General features: G+C 38.1%; 15 protein-coding genes. 14 read left to right on the top strand and 1 reads right to left on the bottom strand.

Annotation, left to right across the window (positions count from 1 at the left end):
- The first annotated feature begins 12 nt into the window (after nucleotides 1–12).
- Genes ACZ5XR_RS17000 through ACZ5XR_RS16985 form a run of 4 tightly spaced genes read left to right on the top strand, consistent with a single transcriptional unit; the run spans nucleotide 13 to nucleotide 4,980 of the window.
- Nucleotides 13–1,353, top strand: a complete 1,341-nt coding sequence (locus ACZ5XR_RS17000; protein WP_464497503.1) for a glycoside hydrolase family 30 protein — start codon at nucleotides 13–15, stop codon at nucleotides 1,351–1,353.
- A gap of 8 nt (nucleotides 1,354–1,361) precedes the next feature.
- Entirely contained in the window at nucleotides 1,362–2,087 is a 726-nt protein-coding gene (locus tag ACZ5XR_RS16995; protein ID WP_464497502.1) for an HAD family hydrolase, read from the top strand.
- Between the two features lie 35 nt (nucleotides 2,088–2,122).
- A complete protein-coding gene (locus ACZ5XR_RS16990; RefSeq protein ID WP_464497501.1) occupies nucleotides 2,123–4,234 on the top strand; it encodes a DUF6259 domain-containing protein in 2,112 nt (703 codons plus the stop codon).
- A gap of 26 nt (nucleotides 4,235–4,260) precedes the next feature.
- Entirely contained in the window at nucleotides 4,261–4,980 is a 720-nt protein-coding gene (locus ACZ5XR_RS16985; protein ID WP_464497500.1) for a glycoside hydrolase family 16 protein, read from the top strand.
- Nucleotides 4,981–5,059: 79 nt separating this feature from the next.
- On the opposite strand, the gene ACZ5XR_RS16980 is transcribed toward ACZ5XR_RS16985, so the two are convergent.
- Nucleotides 5,060–6,463 carry a family 4 glycosyl hydrolase gene (locus ACZ5XR_RS16980; RefSeq protein WP_464497498.1) on the bottom strand — a complete coding sequence of 468 codons (1,404 nt, stop codon included), beginning with the start codon at nucleotides 6,461–6,463 and terminating at the stop codon, nucleotides 5,060–5,062.
- 182 nt (nucleotides 6,464–6,645) lie between these two features.
- Here ACZ5XR_RS16980 and ACZ5XR_RS16975 point away from each other — a divergent pair, with 182 nt between their 5' ends.
- From ACZ5XR_RS16975 to ACZ5XR_RS16930, 10 genes are all read left to right on the top strand, one after another.
- Nucleotides 6,646–7,764: an ROK family protein gene (locus ACZ5XR_RS16975; protein ID WP_464497497.1), complete on the top strand. Its 1,119-nt coding sequence runs from the start codon at nucleotides 6,646–6,648 to the stop codon at nucleotides 7,762–7,764.
- A gap of 14 nt (nucleotides 7,765–7,778) precedes the next feature.
- Nucleotides 7,779–8,498, top strand: a complete 720-nt coding sequence (locus tag ACZ5XR_RS16970; protein WP_464497496.1) for a 6-phosphogluconolactonase — start codon at nucleotides 7,779–7,781, stop codon at nucleotides 8,496–8,498.
- A 16-nt stretch (nucleotides 8,499–8,514) separates the two neighbouring features.
- Nucleotides 8,515–9,405: an ROK family protein gene (locus ACZ5XR_RS16965; RefSeq protein WP_464497495.1), complete on the top strand. Its 891-nt coding sequence runs from the start codon at nucleotides 8,515–8,517 to the stop codon at nucleotides 9,403–9,405.
- Nucleotides 9,406–9,428: 23 nt separating this feature from the next.
- Complete coding sequence (locus ACZ5XR_RS16960) at nucleotides 9,429–10,826, top strand: family 4 glycosyl hydrolase (RefSeq protein ID WP_464497493.1); 1,398 nt, start codon at nucleotides 9,429–9,431, stop codon at nucleotides 10,824–10,826.
- 20 nt (nucleotides 10,827–10,846) lie between these two features.
- The gene (locus ACZ5XR_RS16955; protein ID WP_464497492.1) at nucleotides 10,847–12,970 is read left to right on the top strand and encodes a glycoside hydrolase family 3 N-terminal domain-containing protein; all 2,124 of its coding nucleotides are present in this window, start codon (nucleotides 10,847–10,849) and stop codon (nucleotides 12,968–12,970) included.
- 208 nt (nucleotides 12,971–13,178) lie between these two features.
- Nucleotides 13,179–14,144, top strand: a complete 966-nt coding sequence (locus ACZ5XR_RS16950; protein WP_464497491.1) for an ABC transporter permease — start codon at nucleotides 13,179–13,181, stop codon at nucleotides 14,142–14,144.
- A gap of 16 nt (nucleotides 14,145–14,160) precedes the next feature.
- On the top strand, nucleotides 14,161–15,018 hold the full coding sequence (locus ACZ5XR_RS16945; RefSeq protein WP_464497490.1) for a carbohydrate ABC transporter permease: 858 nt from the start codon (nucleotides 14,161–14,163) through the stop codon (nucleotides 15,016–15,018).
- A 23-nt stretch (nucleotides 15,019–15,041) separates the two neighbouring features.
- Nucleotides 15,042–16,688, top strand: coding sequence for a type 2 periplasmic-binding domain-containing protein (locus tag ACZ5XR_RS16940; protein ID WP_464497488.1), 1,647 nt, complete (start codon nucleotides 15,042–15,044; stop codon nucleotides 16,686–16,688).
- 904 nt (nucleotides 16,689–17,592) lie between these two features.
- Nucleotides 17,593–19,158: a DUF4091 domain-containing protein gene (locus ACZ5XR_RS16935; protein ID WP_464497487.1), complete on the top strand. Its 1,566-nt coding sequence runs from the start codon at nucleotides 17,593–17,595 to the stop codon at nucleotides 19,156–19,158.
- 28 nt (nucleotides 19,159–19,186) lie between these two features.
- Nucleotides 19,187–20,818 (top strand): DUF4091 domain-containing protein, encoded by a 1,632-nt coding sequence (locus ACZ5XR_RS16930; RefSeq protein WP_464497486.1) that lies wholly within the window; start codon nucleotides 19,187–19,189, stop codon nucleotides 20,816–20,818.
- Nucleotides 20,819–20,829 lie beyond the last annotated feature (11 nt).

The following is a 20,829-nucleotide window of genomic DNA, read 5'->3' as shown; positions in this document are numbered from 1 at the left end:
GGAGGTTTTCATATGAAAATTAAATTAGTTACAACAACTTACAAAAATGATGTGAAAGATACTTTTGAATCAAATCTAGCTTTTGGGCCAGACAACAACACTGAAATGGCTACGGTTAATATTTATCCTCAAATGGAGTATCAAACTTTTGATGGGTTTGGCGGAGCGATCACGGAAGCTGCAGCATTCACTTATGCACAAATGAGTGAAGAAAGCAAAAAGAAAATGGTAGAAGCCTATTTTGGGGAAAGCGGAGCCCGCTACAAAATTGTTCGTACGCATATTGATAGCTGTGACTTCTCACTAGATATGTATGAAGCAATGAGTGATCCAACGGATACGGAATTCAAGTCTTTTACACTAGAACGTGACGAGAAATACATTCTTCCGCTATTGGATGCTGCAGAAGAAAAAGCTGGGAAGAGGTTGAGCGTATTAATGTCCCCATGGTCTCCACCTGCATTTATGAAGACGAATGGGCAACGCACATATGGAGGCTCTTTAAAACCTGAATATAGAAAGTTTTGGGCAGATTATATTTGCCACTATATTAAAGAATACCGTGCAAAAGGTTATCAAATTGATTATTTGACCATTCAAAACGAGCCAAATGCCGTCCAAACATGGGATTCTTGCACGTACACAGGGCAACAAGAAAAAGAATTCCTGCGCGACTTCTTATACCCATCCATTCAAGAAAATGATATTAAAGATCTTGATGTCGTGATTTGGGATCATAATAAAGAACGTGTATTTGAACGTGCTTGCGAAATTATTGATACGGAGACTGACAAAATGGTACAGGGAATTGGTTTCCATTGGTATACAGGGGACCACTTTGATGCACTCCGCCTCGTTTCTGAAAAATTCCCTGATAAAAAATTAATTTTCACAGAAGGCTGTGTAGAATATAGCCGTTTCGCACAGACGGGGCAATTAGAGAAAGCACAAATGTATGGTAGAGACATCATTGGCAATATCAATGCTGGTATGAATTCATTTATCGATTGGAATATTTATTTGAATGCCGGGGGCGGTCCTAACCATGTTAATAACTTCTGCGATGCGCCAATAATGTGTGATACGGATAAAGATGTTATCGAAGAAAAACTTTCATTTGATTACATTAAACATTTCAGTCACTATATTGTGCCTGGGGCGAAGCGTATTGCATGTACGAAGTATTCGCCAAAGTTAGAAATGACCACATTAAAGAATCCAGACGGTACAATCGTAACAGTTATAATGAACATTTCCAAAGAAGACCTTGAAGTGAACATTCGCTTAAATGGAGAAGTAGTGAATATCACAACTCCAGTAGGTTCCATTACAACTGGGTTAATCAACGAATAGGACTAAATATGGTTATTAAAGGAATTTTATTTGATAAGGATGGAACTCTGATCAAATTTAAAGAAATTTGGGTTCAAATAACTTACTCCATTATTGATGATCTGTTGGAACTTCGAAATGAATTGAATAATGAAGAATTAAGGTTAAAATTAGCTGAGTCAATTGGCTTGTATGGAGAGGAAATTGATGAAAAAGGTTTATTAGCAAGCGGGACAACATTAGATATTGCAACTCAATTCAACCGGGTTCTTTCCGAAGAAGCACCGGGAGTATTTCCTCTGGTAACAAAGATGTTGCACGCGAAAACCAAAGAGAAAAAGGATTCTATCTTACCGACATGTGACCTTCAAAAAGCGCTTTCCATTTTTAAGGAAAAAGAAATTGTGATGGGTGTGGCTACATCAGATGACTATGAGTCCACAAAAGTTTGTCTTCAGCAAATAGGCATTGAAGAATACATCGATTTCATCGGCACTGGTGACCGCTATAAAAAGAAACCAGATCCAGAAGTGTTAAATGTGTTCTGTGAGCAGTTTGGCATTAAGCCTGAGGAAGTCCTTGTTGTTGGCGACACCATTTGCGATATGAAACTTGCCATTAACGGTAATAGTGCTGGTGGTGTGGGTGTTCTTTCAGGAGTAGGCAGTAAGGAAACTCTGGGAGAGCTTGCAAAATACATTATACCAAGTATTGAAGAGATGATTAATGAAAACGGAAAGTTTATCTGGGAATAAGGGACTTTCCAAGTAATCCCTAAAAGGAGTATCACATGAGAGCTTCGACAATTTTAGAAAATGAAATAATTTGTATAGCGGTAAGTAATGAAAACGGAAATATCGAGAGCATTTTTTTCAAGGATATTGGTGAGGATTTAATCAAAGAACCGCGTCTGGCTGCTAATTTTCAAATCAACCTGCAATCAGAAGCGCAGGAAGCAAATTATATCTTCGGGAAATGTCAAAAGCTGACTTCGATTGAAAAAGGCGAGAATTCGTTGAACCTTTTCTGGAAGGGACCTCTTAAGAACGAGCTTGGCGAGCATGACTTGGACGTGTCGATGACCATCACGCTTAACCATGACCAGATTTCTGTCAAAGTAAGTGCTGAGAACCGTACGGAATGCGATTTTTCAGAAGTATGGGCGCCTATTATTGGCGGTATCAACGGACTTGGTGAGCGTAAAGATACCAAGGCGATGATTCCGTTGAATGGCGAAAGTGCTGGCGAGGATTTGTTTACGCATTTCCACGCGCCAATGGAGCTAGGCCTGCCTATTCCTGAGGTGTCTTATTCGTATCCGGGAGAAATGGGTGTACAGTGGCTTGACTTTTATAATGAAAAAATAAATCGGGGCGTTTACTTCGCATGTTATGACACAGAGCCTAGATTTAAGTCCATTCGTTTTGAATTGGAGCCGGGAGCAGCTCATTTTAGAGAAGACAACTGGCCAAAGCCGGATGACTTCGATAAGGACCTGCCAATCGGAATGAACATGAACTGGGTATTTTTCCCGTATACGAAGAAGGGAGATACATTTGTTTCACCGCCATTGGTCATTCAGTACCATGAGGGTAACTGGGAAAATGCCCCGGAATTTTATGAAAAGTGGTTTCGAGAAAACTTCAAAATCGTGAACCCTAATCGATGGCAAAGAGATGAGACTTCGTTTTTATGTACCATGTTCATGCTGCCGGAAAGTAATATTTTGTTTAAATACAAAGATATTCCCAGATGGGTTGATTCTGCGAAAAAGTATGGTGTTAATGCCGTTTTGGCTTGTGGATGGGATTTTGGCGGACATGACAAAGGCTATCCCTATTATGATATTGAACCGCGTCTTGGAACAGAGGAAGAACTTCGTGCCGGAATCGAATATGCCCATTCCATTGGCGTGAAATTTTTCTTCTTTGTGAACTTCCATCAGATGGACACATCTACGGATATCTACAAAGAAGAGTTCCAGGATTATCGAATTTCAGATCAGTTTGGAAATCAGTATCAAATGGGTTTTGGGATGGGTACGTTTGCTGCTCGAAAAAATTGGTCCAGCCCTAAGATGTTGAGCATTAATCCATCCTATAAGCCAATGCGTGATTACATTGTCGAGAAGATGAAGTGGTTAGTGGAAATCGGTGCTGATGGAGTGCATGTCGATAAAATCGGATTCTCCAATTTAACGGCCATTGATTTGAACCCAAAAATCCGCGCAATGGGTTACTCACCTGACTCATCGATTTGGAAAGGGATTTTAGAATTCTGTAAAGAGTTAGACGAAGCGTGCAAGGCCATTAACCCTGATTTCTGTTTCTCCATTGAAGGAAGCTGGGATCGATTTCTAGAGTACACAGATGTAAACTGGATGTGGACAAACCCATGGGCTGCAGATCATACATGTACAATCAAATATACTCTTCCAGAGTGGACACCATGTTACTGCATCGATCAACCATGTGACTATACAACGGTGAATGAAGGAATCAGAAATGGCTATCAATTGTTCATCAGTCCGATGATGATTACTGCTGGAATGGACCATCCGAAGTTCACAAAGCTAAGTAGGTATATTCAAGAAGTAGAAAAGATTAGAGCGCAAGTGAAGGACGTCATTTATTATGGACGATTTATGAAAAAATCTGAGTCTGCCGCATGGGTTTCCTCTGATAAGCATGTAAAATACAAATGTTTTATCAATGAGAAAACTGGTAGAAAAGGCTGTGTCTTTACAAACACTGACTCACAGGCACAAGAAGCGAGTATTGATTTCTTGAGTGGTTCAGGTGAGTTTACTGTTTACAAGCCTTTTGAAAATCCAACAACTGCAAGGGCGAATCAGAAGATTAACTTGCCAGCTGAAAGAATGGTTGTAGTTATCCAGAATTAAAAATATCCTAAGAGGAGGCAGCATTTATGAAATTAATTTTTTCTGACGAATTTGATTATGAAGGGGCACCAAATCCAGAGAAATGGGTACATGATATTGGGGGACACGGTTTTGGTAACAATGAATCCCAATATTACACAGATCGATTAAAAAATTCATTTGTTAAGGATGGAAAGTTACACATTGTTGGATTCAAAGAAGACTTTGAAGAAAATCATTATACATCTGCAAAACTTACAACTTACAGAATATTTTCAATGAAATACGGGAAAGTCGATGTAAGCGCAAAACTTCCAAAGGGAAAAGGCAGTTGGCCGGCAATTTGGATGCTGCCAAATAGTATAATGGAAGGAAAAGATTGGCCATTATGTGGTGAAATTGATATCATGGAGCACGTTGGTAAAGATGAAAACATGATTCATGTGAGCCTGCATACTGAGACTTATAATCATGCCATTAACACACAACGCACACATTTTGAACCGCTTGAAGATGTAACAGGTACGTTCCGTAAGTATTCCTGTGAATGGACTCCTGAATACATAAAATTCTTTTACGATGATCGAGAAGTAGCAAGATTTAATAAAAACGATTACGAAGATACAAGCGAAACAGGCTGGCCATTCGATCAAGAATTCTTCTTAATTCTAAATGTAGCAATTGGTGGATTCTGGGGCGGCGAAATCGATGAGAGTATGCTTCCTTTCGAAATGCAAATTGAATATGTGAAAGTGTATGAATTATAGAAATGTATATTTAGTTAAAAAGCCCGAGAAAACAAAATTTCTCGGGCTTTTTCTATAAACATTTATATTTTACAATGAATTAATTCCATCTAAGATCAGGTAAAACTTCTCTTTGCAATTCAAAGATTTCATTAATCATCGCTACAGCATTGTTGTAAGACGAAACTGTTGGGTCAAGTAAAACCGCTTGTAGCAGTTTGTTTCTTGACTTTTCATTATAAGCTTCATGTAACAATTCAGTGATGGCGCCTTGAGTTGCAATCATTGCAGCAAGTGCTGTCGGAATTTTTGCTGTTTTTTGAGGGTGAATACCATCACCGTCAACAATAGCTGGTATTTCAACAGCCATACCGTTCGGAAGATTTGGTGCATATCCATCATTCAAAACATTTACTGCACCAATTTTTGTCGTTTTATTGAATACGATTGCTTCAATAATTGGTACACCATATTCGCTGCTTTGAATTACATCACTTGATTCTTCTGTGTCATTCACTGTAAAAGCACCTTCAAAAATATCTTTTGCATCTTTCCTGGCCATTTCAGTTTCCCAATCACGGTTAACGATTGAGTCTACCGTGTAAACAAGCTCAAGTGGATTGTTTTTATTGTCCCAAGGATTTTCTGTTGCAGGATCGTAAAAGAACTGCATGGCTGCACTTGCTAAGAAAGCATCGCTCCACGCAAAGTATTCACCAATATGATTAGCCCCTGGGTACATCCATACGCCATAAAGTCTCAACATTAGTCTTGATATGGTATCATGATCCCAAGAAGCTAATTTAGGCAATTGTTTTTCTTTTTCTTTGAGGATTGGGTACAAGTCTTTACCTGTCTTTTTATCAACAATTTTTGTTAGGCAGGCGAAGTGGTTAAGTCCACATGCTTCTGTCTCAATATCTTCTATGTTCATGCCTAACATGTGAGCAACCTGCCACACGCCCCACCATTCGCCATGGCAAAGTCCAACCGCTTTGATTTTTGTTTCTTTTAAAATAATTTCTACTAGTTTTGCTTCAGGATTTGTATAGTTCAAGAGAAGTGCATCCGGACAAACTTCTTCCATTGCATGTGCGATTTCCAGCATGGGTCCTAAATTACGCAATGTGTGGAACAGCCCCCCTGGACCACCGTTTTCTCCGTAAATTTGTCTAAATCCATATTTGCGAGGAACATGAAAGTCTTGTGACCAGTAATGGTATCTGTCTTTTTCGATTGCTGTAACGACAAAATCAGCATCTTGCAATGCTTCTTTCAAATTAGTGGTTGCAGAAATGATCGCTTGAGGATTTTTTTGGTCTCTTATTTTTTGACAGAAGCCGAAGCTCACATCAAGTGCTTCTTTTTTGATGTCCATCAAAGCAATTTCAAGAGGCAAAGTATTAATTTCTTCGCTGTTAAAAATGTCTTTCACTGTTGAAGGGCAAAAGGAAACGCTTCCAGCACCTATTATGGCAATTTTTAATTTTTCATATTTTTTCATAATTAATCTCCTAACCACTTAATTTAAACATCCTTTGTTTCTTATTTTTATTATAAAATAAAGAGGAGCTCTACTCAATAATATTATTTAAGTTTGTAAATTAATCTTATAAAATAACTATTATTTAACTTTGTAAATTAATATGTTATAATGCTATTGGAGGGATTTGAATGAGATCGTATTTGCCCAATGATATAAAAGATGAAAACAGAAAAGTAATTTTTGAAATCCTTTTAAAAAACCCTGAAATTGCAAAAGTTGAGATTACTGAAAAAACGACAATGAGTTTTGTAACAGTGAGTAAGATTGTCGATTTTTTTCATGAAATTGGTCTAGTTATTTTATCCGGACAGAGTCGTGATGGCTCAGGCGGATTGGGAAGGAAGAGAACTGTCTATCGTTTAAATGAAAACAGATTTGTTACGGTAGGTATCCAATTAATTGAAGAAAAAGTTGCAGTCGTTCTAGTGAATCTCATCGGAGAAATTGTCGATCATTTTTCTGTGGAGACAAATTTGCCGTTTCACAGTGAAGATTTTGTTCATTACTTCGAAGATATTATCAAAAAGATGAAGAAAAAAGCTGAGGAACTTGGAGGAACGATCATAGGTGTAGGTTTAGCCATTGATGGAGCTATAAACATTCGAAAAAGAACAGTTCGTATGCGTGTCGATGAGGGTGTCGAGAAAGACTTCAATTATGATGAGATTATCGATAAGTTAGAGAGTCGAGTTGGATTGCCGGTTAGTCTTGAAAATGATGTAAACGCTGCAACTGTTGCAGAGTTAAAAACATTTAATTCAATAGAAGCTGATGTTAAAAATTTAGTAAATATTTCAGTAGGTGAGGGTATTGGCGCCGGAATTATCATCAATAACGAACTATACCGTGGTATGAATGCAGGTGCGGGAGAACTCGAATATATGTGCTTTGATGAAAACTATCAAAAAACACCGTCATCAATAGGATGGTTAGAAGGGAAAGTGAAATACTCCCGCTTAAAAAACACATACAACTTGAGCACAAACGAGGGAATTGAAGTGAGTATTGACTATTTGTCAAAAAAACTGGCACTTTCAATCATTAATATCATTAGTATTTTAGATATCGACCATTTCATTTTAAGTGGAAAGTCAGTTTCTGTTTTTTCAGATCGACTACTTGAGAGCGTGAAAAACTTTGTTGAACAATATGTTGATTGGTCCCCAACGATTTCAATAAGCCTGGTTCAAAATTCAAGTGCAATTGGAGCGGCCATTTTGTCGTTGCAAAACGAAATGAATGAAGTACTTTCGAGATAAAAAGGAGAATTAGCATGCTTAGAGTTTTTGAAACTGAAGAAGAAGTAGCGAAAGAGATTGCTGCTGAAATGAAAGAATATTTAACTAGTGAGAATCCAGTATTCTGTTTGGCTTCTGGGAGTACACCGGAAAAGAGTTATAAGCAATTTTCTGAAATGATCAAAGGTAATTCTGATATACACAAGTTAAAGATTGTTAGCCTGGATGAATGGGTAGGAATTGAAAAAACATCCGAAGGAAGCTGCTACCAAATGCTAAATAAGGATCTATTTAGCCTGGTTGGTCTAGAAGAACAACAAGTTTGTTTCTTTGATGGAACAGCAGAAGATTTAGATAAGGAATGCTCCCGTATTGATGAAGCAATCAAACAAAATCCGATTACTTTTAGCTTGATGGGCGTTGGAATGAATGGACATATCGGACTCAACGAACCGGGTTCAAACGTAATCGATTATAGTACAGTGGTTGATCTTTCTGAGAAGACGAAGGAAGTCGCTCAAAAATATTTCAATCAACCAACTAATTTGGAAAAAGGGATCACGATTGGGTTAAAGCAAGTAATCGATAGTAAGCGGGTTGTAGTGGCCATTACTGGTGCTCATAAAGCTGAAATTGTGAAGGAAATTTTTGCGAACGGTGAGCATACGTTGCCTGCTAAGCAAATGTTAGGTTTCGATCATATCGATTTCTATTTAGATGCAGCTGCAGCTAAACACCTCAATCTGAATCAATAATGAAGAGGTGAAACGTATGACAGAGAAAGTAATTGGTTTTGATATCGGAGGAACAAACGTCCGGGTTGGTATGATAGATGAAAATCTGCAACTTCTTTCCAAAAAAGTTACTGACACATCCAGTTTCCAGACCAAAGAAGAGTTGTTCACATCTATTAAAGAGACCATTCGACAACTTGATCCATCTGAAGAAGTGAAAAAGATGGGTGGGGTTCTTCCGGTTCCATTAGCACCAGGGCTCGAAATGCTTTCCGATGCAACCAATGTTCCGTATTTAGAGTCGGTGCAAATTTCAGAAATCCACGAGTTTTTTAAAGAGTATGAAGTTTTCATTGAGAACGATGTAAACGCCGTTGCCGTATTAGAAGCAAAGATTGGCAGCGCCAAAGAACATCCGTATTCGCTATACATTACGGTAAGTACAGGTATTGGTAGTGGAATCATCATTAACCGTGAATTATTCCATGGAACACATGGCTATGGAGGAGAAGTAGGGAGCATCCAACTTTCTGATTCCAAAGGAGGTTTCTCTAATGGTACATTAGAAAATCTTTGTAGTGGAACGGCGCTAGAACAAAAGAGTAAATCTCTTTTTGGAGATAACGCAACAGCAAGTACGCTTTTTGAGAAGTATCAAGAAGGAGATGCGGGTGCAATTCAGGCAATTGGCGAATGGATAGAAAATTTTTCTAGTGGAATGGCATCCTTGATTCACTGCTTTGATCCTGGAATTATCGTTTTTGGCGGAGCTGTAATTCAACATAACCAATGGCTTGTTGAAAAAATTTTAGAGAAAACAAAAGGGAAAGTTTTTTCTAACTTAGTAGAAAATGTGAAAATGGTAGTTTCAGAGTTTGGTAATGATGCTGGCTTAATTGCCGCAGGATATATGGCGTTAAAAAAATAAACGGTAAAAAGGGGTATATAAAAATGAGAAAGCTAAAAGTTACTCTAGTGGGTGCTGGAAGCGTTGCTTTCGCACTAGGCACACTGCAAGATTTAGTTTTATCAAAAAGATTAAGAGAGACAGATTTAGAAATCGCATTGATGGACATTAGTGATAAAAACTTAAAGGCGACACATGATTATGCAACACAAATGTTTGCAGATTTCGAAAGTCCAGCAAAGATTTGGATGACAACCGATTTAGAGTCGTCTTTAAAAGATGCTGATTTTGTAATCGTTGCCATTGAAGTAAACCGTTACTTTTATTGGGCACAAGATTTCCATATTCCACGCCGTTACGGCAGCAAGCAAATCTATGGAGAAAATGGTGGACCAGGTTCAATGTTCCATACATTGCGTAACCTTGGACCAATGTTGCATATTGCCAGAACCATGGAGAAAGTTTGTCCAAACGCATTGTTTATCAACTACACAAATCCTGAAGCAAAATTAGTTGAGGCTGTTTCTAACCTAACTTCCATTAAGATTGTTGGTCTTTGCCACGGTCTAGATATCGGTATCGAGCAATTAGCTGAAATGCTTGAAATGAAAAAAGAGGATATCGCTGTAGAAGGCGGTGGTTTAAACCATTTTGGTTTCTTCACAAAGATTTGGGATAAGCATACTGGAAAAGACTTATATCCACTTTTCCGTGAGAAAGAAGCTAAGGCAAATCGCCTTGCTAAGTTCGATCACTTTGCACTTTCAAGAACACTCTACCAAACATATGGTTACTTTCCATATCCGGGAGCGAACCACTGTGGTGAATACATCTCTTGGGCGGAGGATTTTTATGCGGGTCTTTCATTGCAATTCCGTTATAACCCAATGAATCCGAATGAGAAAATTGGTGACAAGGATTCCAGAATCCCTGAATTCGTATACTGCGCACACGCTGGTAGTGTAGACCGAGAACTGCACGAAGGGGACAATGAATTAGAAACTTGGATTGCAGAACAATTTGTGTATAAAAAGGAAAATGTAAATGGAACATGTGAGTATGGGATTCCAATCATTGAAGCAATCTTCTTTGATGATGAAATCGTTATCAATGCGGCGAACTTACCGAACAAAGGTGCGATCAAAGGTCTTCCTGATGATATGGTAGTAGAGACACAAGCTATTGTTAACGGTAAAGGTATTGAGTTAGTGCAGATGACAGTTGAATTACCAACAGCACTTATTGGAACCATTCATATTCAGGGGACCATTCATAAGTTGTTATTTGAAGCCTATCATGAGGGGTCTAAGACGAAGTTGCTTCAAGCCATTCTTCTTGATCCGCAAGCGCCAACTTACTATCAAGCTTGTGCGATGATTGACGAAATGTGTGAATTACAAAAAGATATCCTCCCAAAATTAGAATGGAAACAACCAATTTAAGTGGATAAGGAGGAAAGAATATGGAAAAGCAAAAACTTCTTGAGATATTAAAGGATATGACCCTGGAAGAAAAACTGGGCCAAATTAGTCAGATTACTGGTGAGCACTATATTGGTAGAGTTGATGATGAAATGGTTGAAACTGGACCAGGATTTTCGAATGCGATCTTGGAAAACAACAACCTATACACAATTGGAAGCGTTATCGGTGTTTCTAGCGCTAAAATTACAAATGCCATTCAAAAAGCATATTTAGAAAAGTCCCGTTTGAAAGTGCCTCTATTATTCATGCATGATGCCATTCATGGATACAGAACGATTTTCCCAATCCCACTAGGCATGTCTTGTTCTTGGGATAGTAAGATGATCAAAGAAGCTGCCGCACACACAGCATCAGAGCTGCGTGCAACGGGAATTCACGTAAACTTCTCGCCAATGGTTGACCTGGTTCGCGACCCAAGATGGGGGCGTGTAATGGAGGCGTTTGGTGAAGACCATATTCTTTCTGGAAACCTCGGTCGCGCGATGGTAGAAGGCTATCAAAAAGGAGAAAACGGGACCATCACAAATGATGGAGTTGCTGCTTGTTTGAAGCACTTCGCTGCATATGGTGCACCAATCGGCGGGAAGGATTATAACACTGTAGATATGTCTATGCGTGAATTCTTCGACTACTACGGAAAGCCATATGAAGAAACATTAAAAGGCAACCCGAGATTTGTTATGAGTTCATTTAACACGTTTAACGGTATTCCTGTAACAGCAAGTGAAGAAATGATGCAAGATATCTTACGAGATAAGTACGGTTTTGACGATCTGGTCATTTCGGACTGGGGGGCTGTGGCGGAGCTGCAAAACCACCGCGTTGCTAGGAATGGTAAAGAAGCTGCCGTTCTTGGATTAAAAGCTGGAATCGATATCGAAATGGTTTCAACCCTTTATTTTGAAAACGGTAAAGAAATCCTTGAAGAAAATCCAGAACTTCTTAATGTGATTGATAACTCAGTATTGAAAGTTCTTGAATTGAAAAATGATTTAGGACTTTTCGAGGATCCTTATGTTGATGAGGATGCTGAAAATGATGTTCTATTGAATCAAAAATTTATTGAATTTTCTCGCGAGTCAGCGAAGAAATCCTGTGTTCTTTTGAAAAACGAAGGTAGTGCATTACCAATCAAAGCTGAGTATAAGAAAGTTGTTGTAGTAGGGCCTTTCTCTAAAACAAATGAATTACTTGGAAACTGGATGTGTAAAGGGCGTTTCGAAGAAGTTGTTTCATTAGAGGCAGGTTTGAAGAATGTTCGTCCGGACGCTGATATTGCCGCGTATGAATCGCTTGCTGATTGTCCAAAAGACGTTTTACGAAACTGTGATTATGTACTAGTAGCAATTGGTGAAGACTGGCAGTTAAGTGGAGAGGGGCACAGTAGTGTTAACCTTGAACTTGAAGATAGCCAGAAAGAATTGATTCGTGAAGTGAAGAAGTTGAACAAGCCTTTTTCATGCGTTCTATTTACAGGAAGACCACTTGCTTTGGAATCAATCATCAATGATATTCCATCATTGCTGCTATGCTGGTTCCCTGGAACGCAAGCAGGTAATGCGGTGGCTGATTTAGTGTTTGGAGAAGCTTCTCCTTCGGGTAAATTGACCATGTCATTCCCACGGCATTCAGCACAAGCGCCAATCTACTACAATGAGTACAATTCAGGTAGACCGGCGAATGATTCCAGTTATAGCAGCCGTTATCAAGACATCGAAGCGGGAGCATTGTTCCCTTTTGGCCACGGATTGACTTATACGAATGCTAAGTATTCACATTTTAAGATTTCAAGCAACAAGATTACAGAAACGGAAAACATCAAGATTTCTTTCAAAGTAGAAAACCCAAGTCTCTACGTGCATACAGAAATTGCAGTCCTCTACATCGAGGATCTAGTATCTAAATTATGTCGTCCAATTCGCGAGATGAAGAAATATTCGGTTGATGACGTTCCTGCTGGTGCTTCAAAAACCATTGAGTTTGAACTATCTTTAGAGGATTTAAAGTATCTGGATAATTCGCTGAAGCCACAAATTGAGCGTGGGGACTTCAATATTTATATCAATGATATGAAGGAAAAAGTATTTAGTTTTGTTTACTAAATCCATATCAGCACTAAGCGAGTTTTGCTTAGTAAAATTCACTTAGTGCCATTCGTTATAATATTTAACTATATTAATTAAATATTATAAATAATTCCGTTGACAGTGTATGCGTTTACATCTAAAATATAAATAAAGAGATTGCAGAAATTATTTATTTAATATTCTTAATATTTTGTATATAGAGAGAATAGGAGAGATGCACAGAATGTTAAAGCGAGCTGAGGGAACTATAAATGCCGTCATGCCGAAAACAAGCCAGAAAAAATCAAGCAAAAGAAAGAAATTTATGGGTCAATGGCAATTGCAAACTATGATATGGCCAGCAATCATTTTATTGATTATTTTCAATGTTATCCCATTGTTTGGATTGATCGTTGCTTTCCAAGATTACTCGCCGATTGATGGATTTATTGATTCGCCGTTTGTAGGTCTGGATAATTTCAAAGCCTTTTTAACGGATCCAGCTTTCTATCATTCTTTATATAATACGATTGGCATTAGTGTCATGAAGTTAATCTTCGGATTCCCATTTGAAATTATCCTGGCCATTCTTATCAACGAGTTAAGAATGGGAAGATTCAAAAAGACGACTCAAACCATTTCCTATCTTCCACATTTCATGTCCTGGGTTATTCTTGGTGGAATGTTGATTACATGGCTAAGTAGTTCAGGATTTGTAAATAGCTTTTTAATGAGTCTGCATCTGATCAAGCACCCTATTCAGTTTCTTGCCCTTCCCGGAGTTTATTGGTGGATTGCAGCCTTCTCTGATATTTGGAAAGAAGTAGGCTGGGGCACAATTTTATATCTTGCTGCGATGTCAGGTATTGACCCTGCATTATACGAAGCTGCTAAGGTAGATGGCGCCTCTAAGTTTAGACAAATCTGGCACGTTACACTTCCGGGTATTAGAGGGATCGTTACTCTTATGTTTGTTCTTCGAATCAGTTCGCTTATTGGATCCAATTTGGACCAAGCATTGGTTTTGCAAAATCCAGCTAACTTGACAAACAGCCAAGTAATTGATTCATTTGTGTATTTTATGGCGATGAAACAAGGAGATTTCTCATACGCGACAGCGGTAGGTATTTTCGGATCAATTGTTTCTATTATAATGTTACTTATTGCTAACTTCTTAACTAGGAAGTTTAACGACACATCTATTTTTTAAGGCAGGTGAGATAGAGTTGAGTGGAAAAGGTGAGAAAGTCTTTAATGTTTGCAACATCATTTTTATTACGTTTTTTAGTTTATTGATATTACTCCCAATTATGAATATCGTTTCATTGTCATTCAACGATGGGACGGACTCACTGAGAGGAGGAATCTATTTTTGGCCGAGAAAATTCTCGTTGGCTAACTATCAAGTAGTTTTAAGCAACTCGGCCATTTATAAAGCATTTGGTATTTCCGTTCTAAAAACAGTTATTGGGGTTGTAACCCATCTAATTGTTACTGGTGTTGCAGCGTATGCAATGAGCAAAGCTGAACTCGTTGGCAGAAAATGGTTTATCAAGTTGGGTGTTTTAACGATGTTTATTGGCGGCGGGATGATTCCTAGCTTCCTAATTATTAAATCGTTGGGCTTATATAATAGTTTTTGGGTTTACATTATTCCAGCACTATTCAGTTTCTATGACTTAATTATCTTCATGAATTTCTTTAGAAACTTACCGGCATCTTTAGAAGAATCAGCGAAAATTGATGGTGCAGGATATTTCAGCATTTTCTTTAGAATAGTACTACCTTTATCTTTTCCGGTTTTTGCTACCATTGCCTTATTTACCGGAGTTGGACAATGGAACGACTTCTTCACGACAAAGTTGTATATTGATGATCCGAATTTATTTCCGATTCAATTTTACTTATATCAAATGTTAATGAGTGTCGGATCGCAATCAGCTATCAAAGCAGGAATAGTAGTTCCGACAGAAGCTATGCAACAAGCAACAATGGTAATAACAACACTTCCTATCGTGTTAGTCTATCCTTTCCTACAGAAGTATTTTATTAGTGGTATGTTAGTAGGCGGAGTAAAAGAGTAAAAAAAAGAGAGGGGATTTTAATTATGAAAAAGAAGAATGTATTGAAAAAGACTGCAATAGCAGTTACAGGAATGGCTCTGGTAACGAGCATGGCAGGTTGTGCAAGTACTACTTCTGGTAAGGATGATGCTGCAAAGTACCACTTGCCAAAAGCAAAAATCACTGTGGATGCTAATACACCAAGTTGGCAGAAAGATAAAAGTACTGCATCACTTAATTGGTTTTTTGGATGGGACTGGTTTGCACCTGGTCACTTCACTACTCCAGTTGAAAAATACATTAGACAAGACACAGGTGTTGATATCACGTACAAAAGCGGTGGAGATGATAAGTTGAATTCACTTATTGCCTCAGGCACGCTACCTGATATCATTACAGTTGACGGTGGAAGTCCATTGGTCAAGGAGTTAGATAAGGTTGCTATTCCTTTAGATATATTAGCTAAGAAATATGACCCATACTTTTTGCAACATGCTGCTGATCCATCGATTGTAAAATTCTATTCATCAGCAGATGGTCACCTTTATAAATATCCTAACTTTGCGTACACAAAGGCTGACTATCAAGCAAAACAAGGCCTTTATGGTAACGAAGCGTTTGTTGTTCGTAAAGATATATATGAAAAAATCGGTTCACCTGACATGAGCACGCCTCAAGGTTTCCTAGCCGCTCTAGAAGCTGTGAATAAATTAAATGCAAAAGATGGCAGCGGAAAAGCGGTCATTCCATTCGGAATTGGTGCAATTGGCAGTGATTCAGTTGGAACAGACGCATGGCTAGCAGACTTCCTCGGAATTCCTACTGTAAAAGATGGCAAACTTTATGATCGTTACACTGATCCAGAGTTTGTTAAATGGATGAAAGTGTTATCACAAGCAAACCGTGATGGACTTTTAGACCCGGATGCAACGACTCAAACTGATGCTTCAAAGAAAATATCTAACGGAACATATTTTGCGTATGCAAGTGCAAACCTAAATGGTGACGCTTACTTATTCCCAGCTTGGTCAAATACCCATGCTTCTGCAGCTTATGAAGCTATAAATGGACCAAGTTCTAAGGATGGATCTCCGTCTGTTGCTTTGAGTGGTGGAGCAATTGGAGGGTGGACACGTACCTATATTTCGAAAACTGTAAAAAATCCTGAGAAAGCTATGGAGCTAATTACTTACCTTACTAGTGAAAAAGGACAAGCTACTAACTACTTCGGTAAAGAGGGTACTGACTACACGATGGCTAATGGTAAGGCAGTATATAGCCAAGCTGTTAAAGATATAAAAAACAATCACCCAGATCAGATGGATGCTAAATACGGTTTTGGTAAAAACTTTGCGCTGGAAAACGGATCTTACCTTTCTAAATTAGCTGGTATTGATCAGTATTCAACTGCGGACCAACAAATTTATGCTTGGACTGTACCATTCTTATCAGATACGCAGAGTGCTACAGCGATGATGGATGCCAACTTAACACCTGATGAATCACGTAATAAAGAAAAGATTGCTACTAACTGGGCTCAAACTTTTGTAAAAATCCTTAAGGCTAAATCGGATGCTGAAGTAGATCAGGCGTTTGCTTCCTTCAAACAATTCAGAGATAGTAATGGCAATGCTGACATCGAAAAATCACGTAACGCAATTATTGCTCAAAACGTTAAAAAACTTAAGTAATTAAAGATTCTAAATAACTCAGAAGAGGATGGCCTAAAAGGATCAGACCCCCTCACTCAGCACACAATATATAGACCGTTTTTAAGGTGAATTCATCCGTATATTGACGTGTGGGTTCTTACCCTTGTATTTGCGGACAGCCTCTTCTGTTTCATTTTGAGGTAATTAGAAATGATAAGCTTAGAAAGTAAACTTTACCATTATTTAACGGCGATTTCACAGTTGATAGTATTGAATATTTTGTTCGTACTTGTTTCTATTCCTCTAGTTTCTTTGCCTATTTCGATTTTAGGAATGAATCGATGTGTAGTAAATATGATTGAAGATAGGAAATTATTTACTGGATTGAAATTTAATAAAAAAATATGGATTAGGCTAATCATTCTCCTTTTCATTGCCCTATTTTCGATGGCAACAATTTGGTCATTTGCTATGTCTGGCCGTGTGTTCCCGAATTATATAATTATTTCATTGATTGTCTCATTTAATTTGATTTCATATGTAATGATAATTTTTTATGACGATGGCTTATACGTTCTTTTAAGAACTTCTTTCATATATTCAGTGGTTTATTTTCAAAAAACAATCCTTCCGATTTTTCTTATTTTATTTGCAGTGACAAAGTTCGTTCCTTTCAATCAATTTGTTATTGTTACTCTGTTGCCTGCAGTTTTTTTCTATCTGTTTATCAGAATTAATTACAGGACACTTGTGGACATTAAAGGATTGCACAAAATGTCCTGGTAGGTCTTTCAAAGTAAAAATTTAGAATAAATTAGTCACTTTTTCAAGGGTGGGTCATGATGAAAATCTGACTCACCCTTTTCTAAATCAATCGATTTTAGCTTAACTGGAATAGATAAACTCAATTTTTTTCAAATCAATAAATGGGAGTGGCATGTGAATGAAGTATCAGATAACCAATCAAAATGAGTGGCTGTATCCAGACAGCATTGTTACGGAGTCTGGTGACAAAGAGATTAGGCTAGGCACGGCAAAAGGTGCTTATGTTTCAACTCAAGTCTTATTAAATCAATTGGAAGTGGGCACAAAATATCACTGGAATTGCATAGCTCCAACAGGTGTTTCTGTCGAAGTTTATCAACAAGTCGACATCCTTTGTGAAAAAAATACAGGACCCATTTGTTTTTGTGTAGATGAGGAGGCAGGGGAGTCTGCTGATGGGTATACAACTCGAAAGGCTCCTTTCAGAGTGTATGATGCACTTAGGCCGCTTGCAAATAATGAGTTCGAGGTAACCGCTCAAACGGAAGCTTTATATTTGGCCTTCTTTGTAGACGAAAGTGCACTTACTGGAGAATTTTCATTTTCTTTTGACCTTCAAGCAGGTGAATCTATCGTCTCAATTCCAGTTTCATTAAAGATTTTCAATGTAACCATTCCAAAAGAAAAAAATCTATATATTTCCAATTGGTACAGAGCAGACAATATTGCAACTCAACACAACCTGGAAATGTGGTCTGAAGAACATTGGGAAATGATTGAAAAGTATGCTGACCTAATGGCTAGGACAAGACAAACTCACTTTTGGATTCCAAATGAAATTAGGGAGATTTCGAGACTCGAAGATGGAACATATGAATTTAGGTTTGACCGCACAAAGCGCTTAATTGAACTATTTCTTTCAAAAGGTTTCACTCATATTGAAGGAAATCTGATTTATGCGCGGGCTGATTTCTGGGATTCTACTTTCATCGTTAATATCTTGGGGGAAACCGTTCCTGCAAAATCCCCGGAGGCATACGATTTTGTTTGTCAATACTTAAAAGCATGGAAAGCATTCCTGGAAGAGAACAATTGGCTTCATTTGCTTCATCAGCACGTTGGCGACGAGCCGATTGAAGCCTGCAAAGATGAGTACCGCATTCTTTCTGGTATTGTACGTAAGCATTTACCTGGAGTGCCTTTGATGGAAGCTGTCGAAACTTACGATTTGGACGGGGCCGTTGATATTTGGATTCCAAAGAATAACTATTTTAATGAAAATAGAAAAAAGTTTGAGAGAATCAGAGACAATGGAGAAGAGCTATGGTTCTATACTTGTTGTTACCCAGGAGGATCATATTTAAACCGTCTTTGGGATATGCCGCTTATCCGTACAAGATTATTGCATTGGGGGAATCACCGTTATGATATGAAAGGTTACTTGCACTGGGGGTTCAACTGGTGCGATGCATCAGACCCATTTAATCATAATGACATTTTCTTCCCACCCGGAGACACGCATATTTCTTATCCCGCAGGAAAAGAAGTATGGGGCAGCATGAGGATAGAAGCAATGCGAGCTGGAGTTCAAGACTACGAATTGTTTCATATGCTTGCTAAAAAGAATAAAGAACTAGCTGATGAGTTATGCAAAAGCTGCTTAGAAGCATTTGATATGCCAAATGAAGATATAAATCATTTTGAAGAGGTTCGTGAGAGAATCTTATTGGCAATTGAAAATTAAGTTTTGCACAGAAAGGTGTGTATGCAAATTGAAATTTGAAACAAGATTAATTAGCCCGCTGGAAAAAGTATTTCCAGATGAGGAGCTTAATGCCGAAAGGTACAATCGTTCTTCGGCATTAATTGGAGAATATGTTTCTTTCCAATTAGCTGTAAAAGCAGACGATTTAAAGATTAACGTAACGATCGATATTGAATCAGAAATTAAAAATCGCATTGAAATTGGAAGCGTAGGGCTTGTTCCATCTCTCATGCCAAATTACAAAGACCATGATGGATATCTGTTACGTACAAAGCCAGGTCTTTATCCTGATCCAATTTTTCCAGGTAATAAGTTTTCTCCTGTACATGAGCAATGGAATAGTTTTTGGATTTATGTGAATACCAAGGACTTACATTCTGGTAAGTATGAAATCAAGTTTAATGTAGTCCATGAGGACAAAATTGAAGCATCTGAAGTTTTTGTACTAAATTTATTAGACGTCAAGATGGCTAATCATGGTTTAAAGAGAACGGAATGGTTCTATTTTGACTGTATTGCAGATCATCACCATGTTGAAATGCTTTCAGATGAGCACTTCAAAATCATTGGGAATTATATCGATAATTATGTAGAACATGAAATCAACATGATTTTGACACCGCTCTTTTCCCCTGCGTTAGAAATGTTTGTAGGCGGAGATCGACCAACTGTTCAATTAGTAGGAATTGAAAAGAGGAGTGGAGAATATTCGTTTGATTTCACTTTATTGGACCGATTTATGACGATGTGTTTGGATAAAGGGATTAAGTATTTTGAAATGACACACTTGTTCTCACAATGGGGCGCAGAATATGCACCAAAGATTTATGCGAATGTAGACGGGGTAGAAACAAAGATTTTTGGATGGCACACGCGTGCGGATTCCGAAGAGTATAAAACTTTCTTGGGTGTGTTCTTAGAAGCTTTACAGGTTTTCCTTCAAGAAAAAGATTGGGAAGAATTATGTCACTTTCACATTTCGGATGAGCCCAATACTCATAATATTGAGCACTATAGTGTGGCACGTAATATTATTAAGGACATTGGATTTAATGCACCTGTATTTGACGCGCTATCTGAATATGAATTTTATAAAAGAGGTTTAGTGGATGTACCTGTAGCTTCTACGGAACACATTGCCAATTTTATTGAACATAAAGTTGAAGATTTATGGGCGTACTACTGTTGTTGTGAATATAAAGAAGGGCTATCCAATCGCTTCATGAATATGCCAGGGTTGCGGACACGTGTGATTGGTCTTCAGTTGTACAAGGCAGGAGTTAAAGGGTTCTTACACTGGGGCTATAACCACTGGTATGGACATAAGTGTCTGAACATGGATATTAATCCCTATACAAATACTGACGCTGATCGTGGTTTCCCTTCAGGAGATGCATTCCTCGTTTACCCGGGTAAAAAAGGACCAGTAAGCTCCATTCGTTTGAAACAGTTGCAGCTAGCTTTTCAAGACGCAGCAGCTTGCGTTACGTTAGAGAAAAAAATTGGCAGAGATGCAGTGGTTGCTATGATTGATGCGAAAATGCCAATCGATTTTAAAAATTACCCGCATGAGGACCAGTGGTTCTTATCACTTAGAGAAAAAATAAATAAAGAGATTGAACGAGTTTATCAAGTCTAGCTCTAAAAACC

It is taken from the genome of Neobacillus sp. Fa239, from assembly GCF_055395235.1.
This window is presented reverse-complemented; position numbering and strand designations above follow the sequence as displayed.

What these genes read in the sequence shown, in the direction of transcription:
- ACZ5XR_RS17000 (WP_464497503.1), top strand. Translation starts at nt 13, where the DNA reads ATGAAAATTAAATTAGTTACAACAACTTACAAAAATGATGTGAAAGAT.
- ACZ5XR_RS16995 (WP_464497502.1), top strand. Translation starts at nt 1,362, where the DNA reads ATGGTTATTAAAGGAATTTTATTTGATAAGGATGGAACTCTGATCAAA.
- ACZ5XR_RS16990 (WP_464497501.1), top strand. Translation starts at nt 2,123, where the DNA reads ATGAGAGCTTCGACAATTTTAGAAAATGAAATAATTTGTATAGCGGTA.
- ACZ5XR_RS16985 (WP_464497500.1), top strand. Translation starts at nt 4,261, where the DNA reads ATGAAATTAATTTTTTCTGACGAATTTGATTATGAAGGGGCACCAAAT.
- ACZ5XR_RS16980 (WP_464497498.1), bottom strand. Translation starts at nt 6,463, where the DNA reads ATGAAAAAATATGAAAAATTAAAAATTGCCATAATAGGTGCTGGAAGC.
- ACZ5XR_RS16970 (WP_464497496.1), top strand. Translation starts at nt 7,779, where the DNA reads ATGCTTAGAGTTTTTGAAACTGAAGAAGAAGTAGCGAAAGAGATTGCT.
- ACZ5XR_RS16965 (WP_464497495.1), top strand. Translation starts at nt 8,515, where the DNA reads ATGACAGAGAAAGTAATTGGTTTTGATATCGGAGGAACAAACGTCCGG.
- ACZ5XR_RS16960 (WP_464497493.1), top strand. Translation starts at nt 9,429, where the DNA reads ATGAGAAAGCTAAAAGTTACTCTAGTGGGTGCTGGAAGCGTTGCTTTC.
- ACZ5XR_RS16955 (WP_464497492.1), top strand. Translation starts at nt 10,847, where the DNA reads ATGGAAAAGCAAAAACTTCTTGAGATATTAAAGGATATGACCCTGGAA.
- ACZ5XR_RS16950 (WP_464497491.1), top strand. Translation starts at nt 13,179, where the DNA reads ATGTTAAAGCGAGCTGAGGGAACTATAAATGCCGTCATGCCGAAAACA.
- ACZ5XR_RS16940 (WP_464497488.1), top strand. Translation starts at nt 15,042, where the DNA reads ATGAAAAAGAAGAATGTATTGAAAAAGACTGCAATAGCAGTTACAGGA.
- ACZ5XR_RS16935 (WP_464497487.1), top strand. Translation starts at nt 17,593, where the DNA reads ATGAAGTATCAGATAACCAATCAAAATGAGTGGCTGTATCCAGACAGC.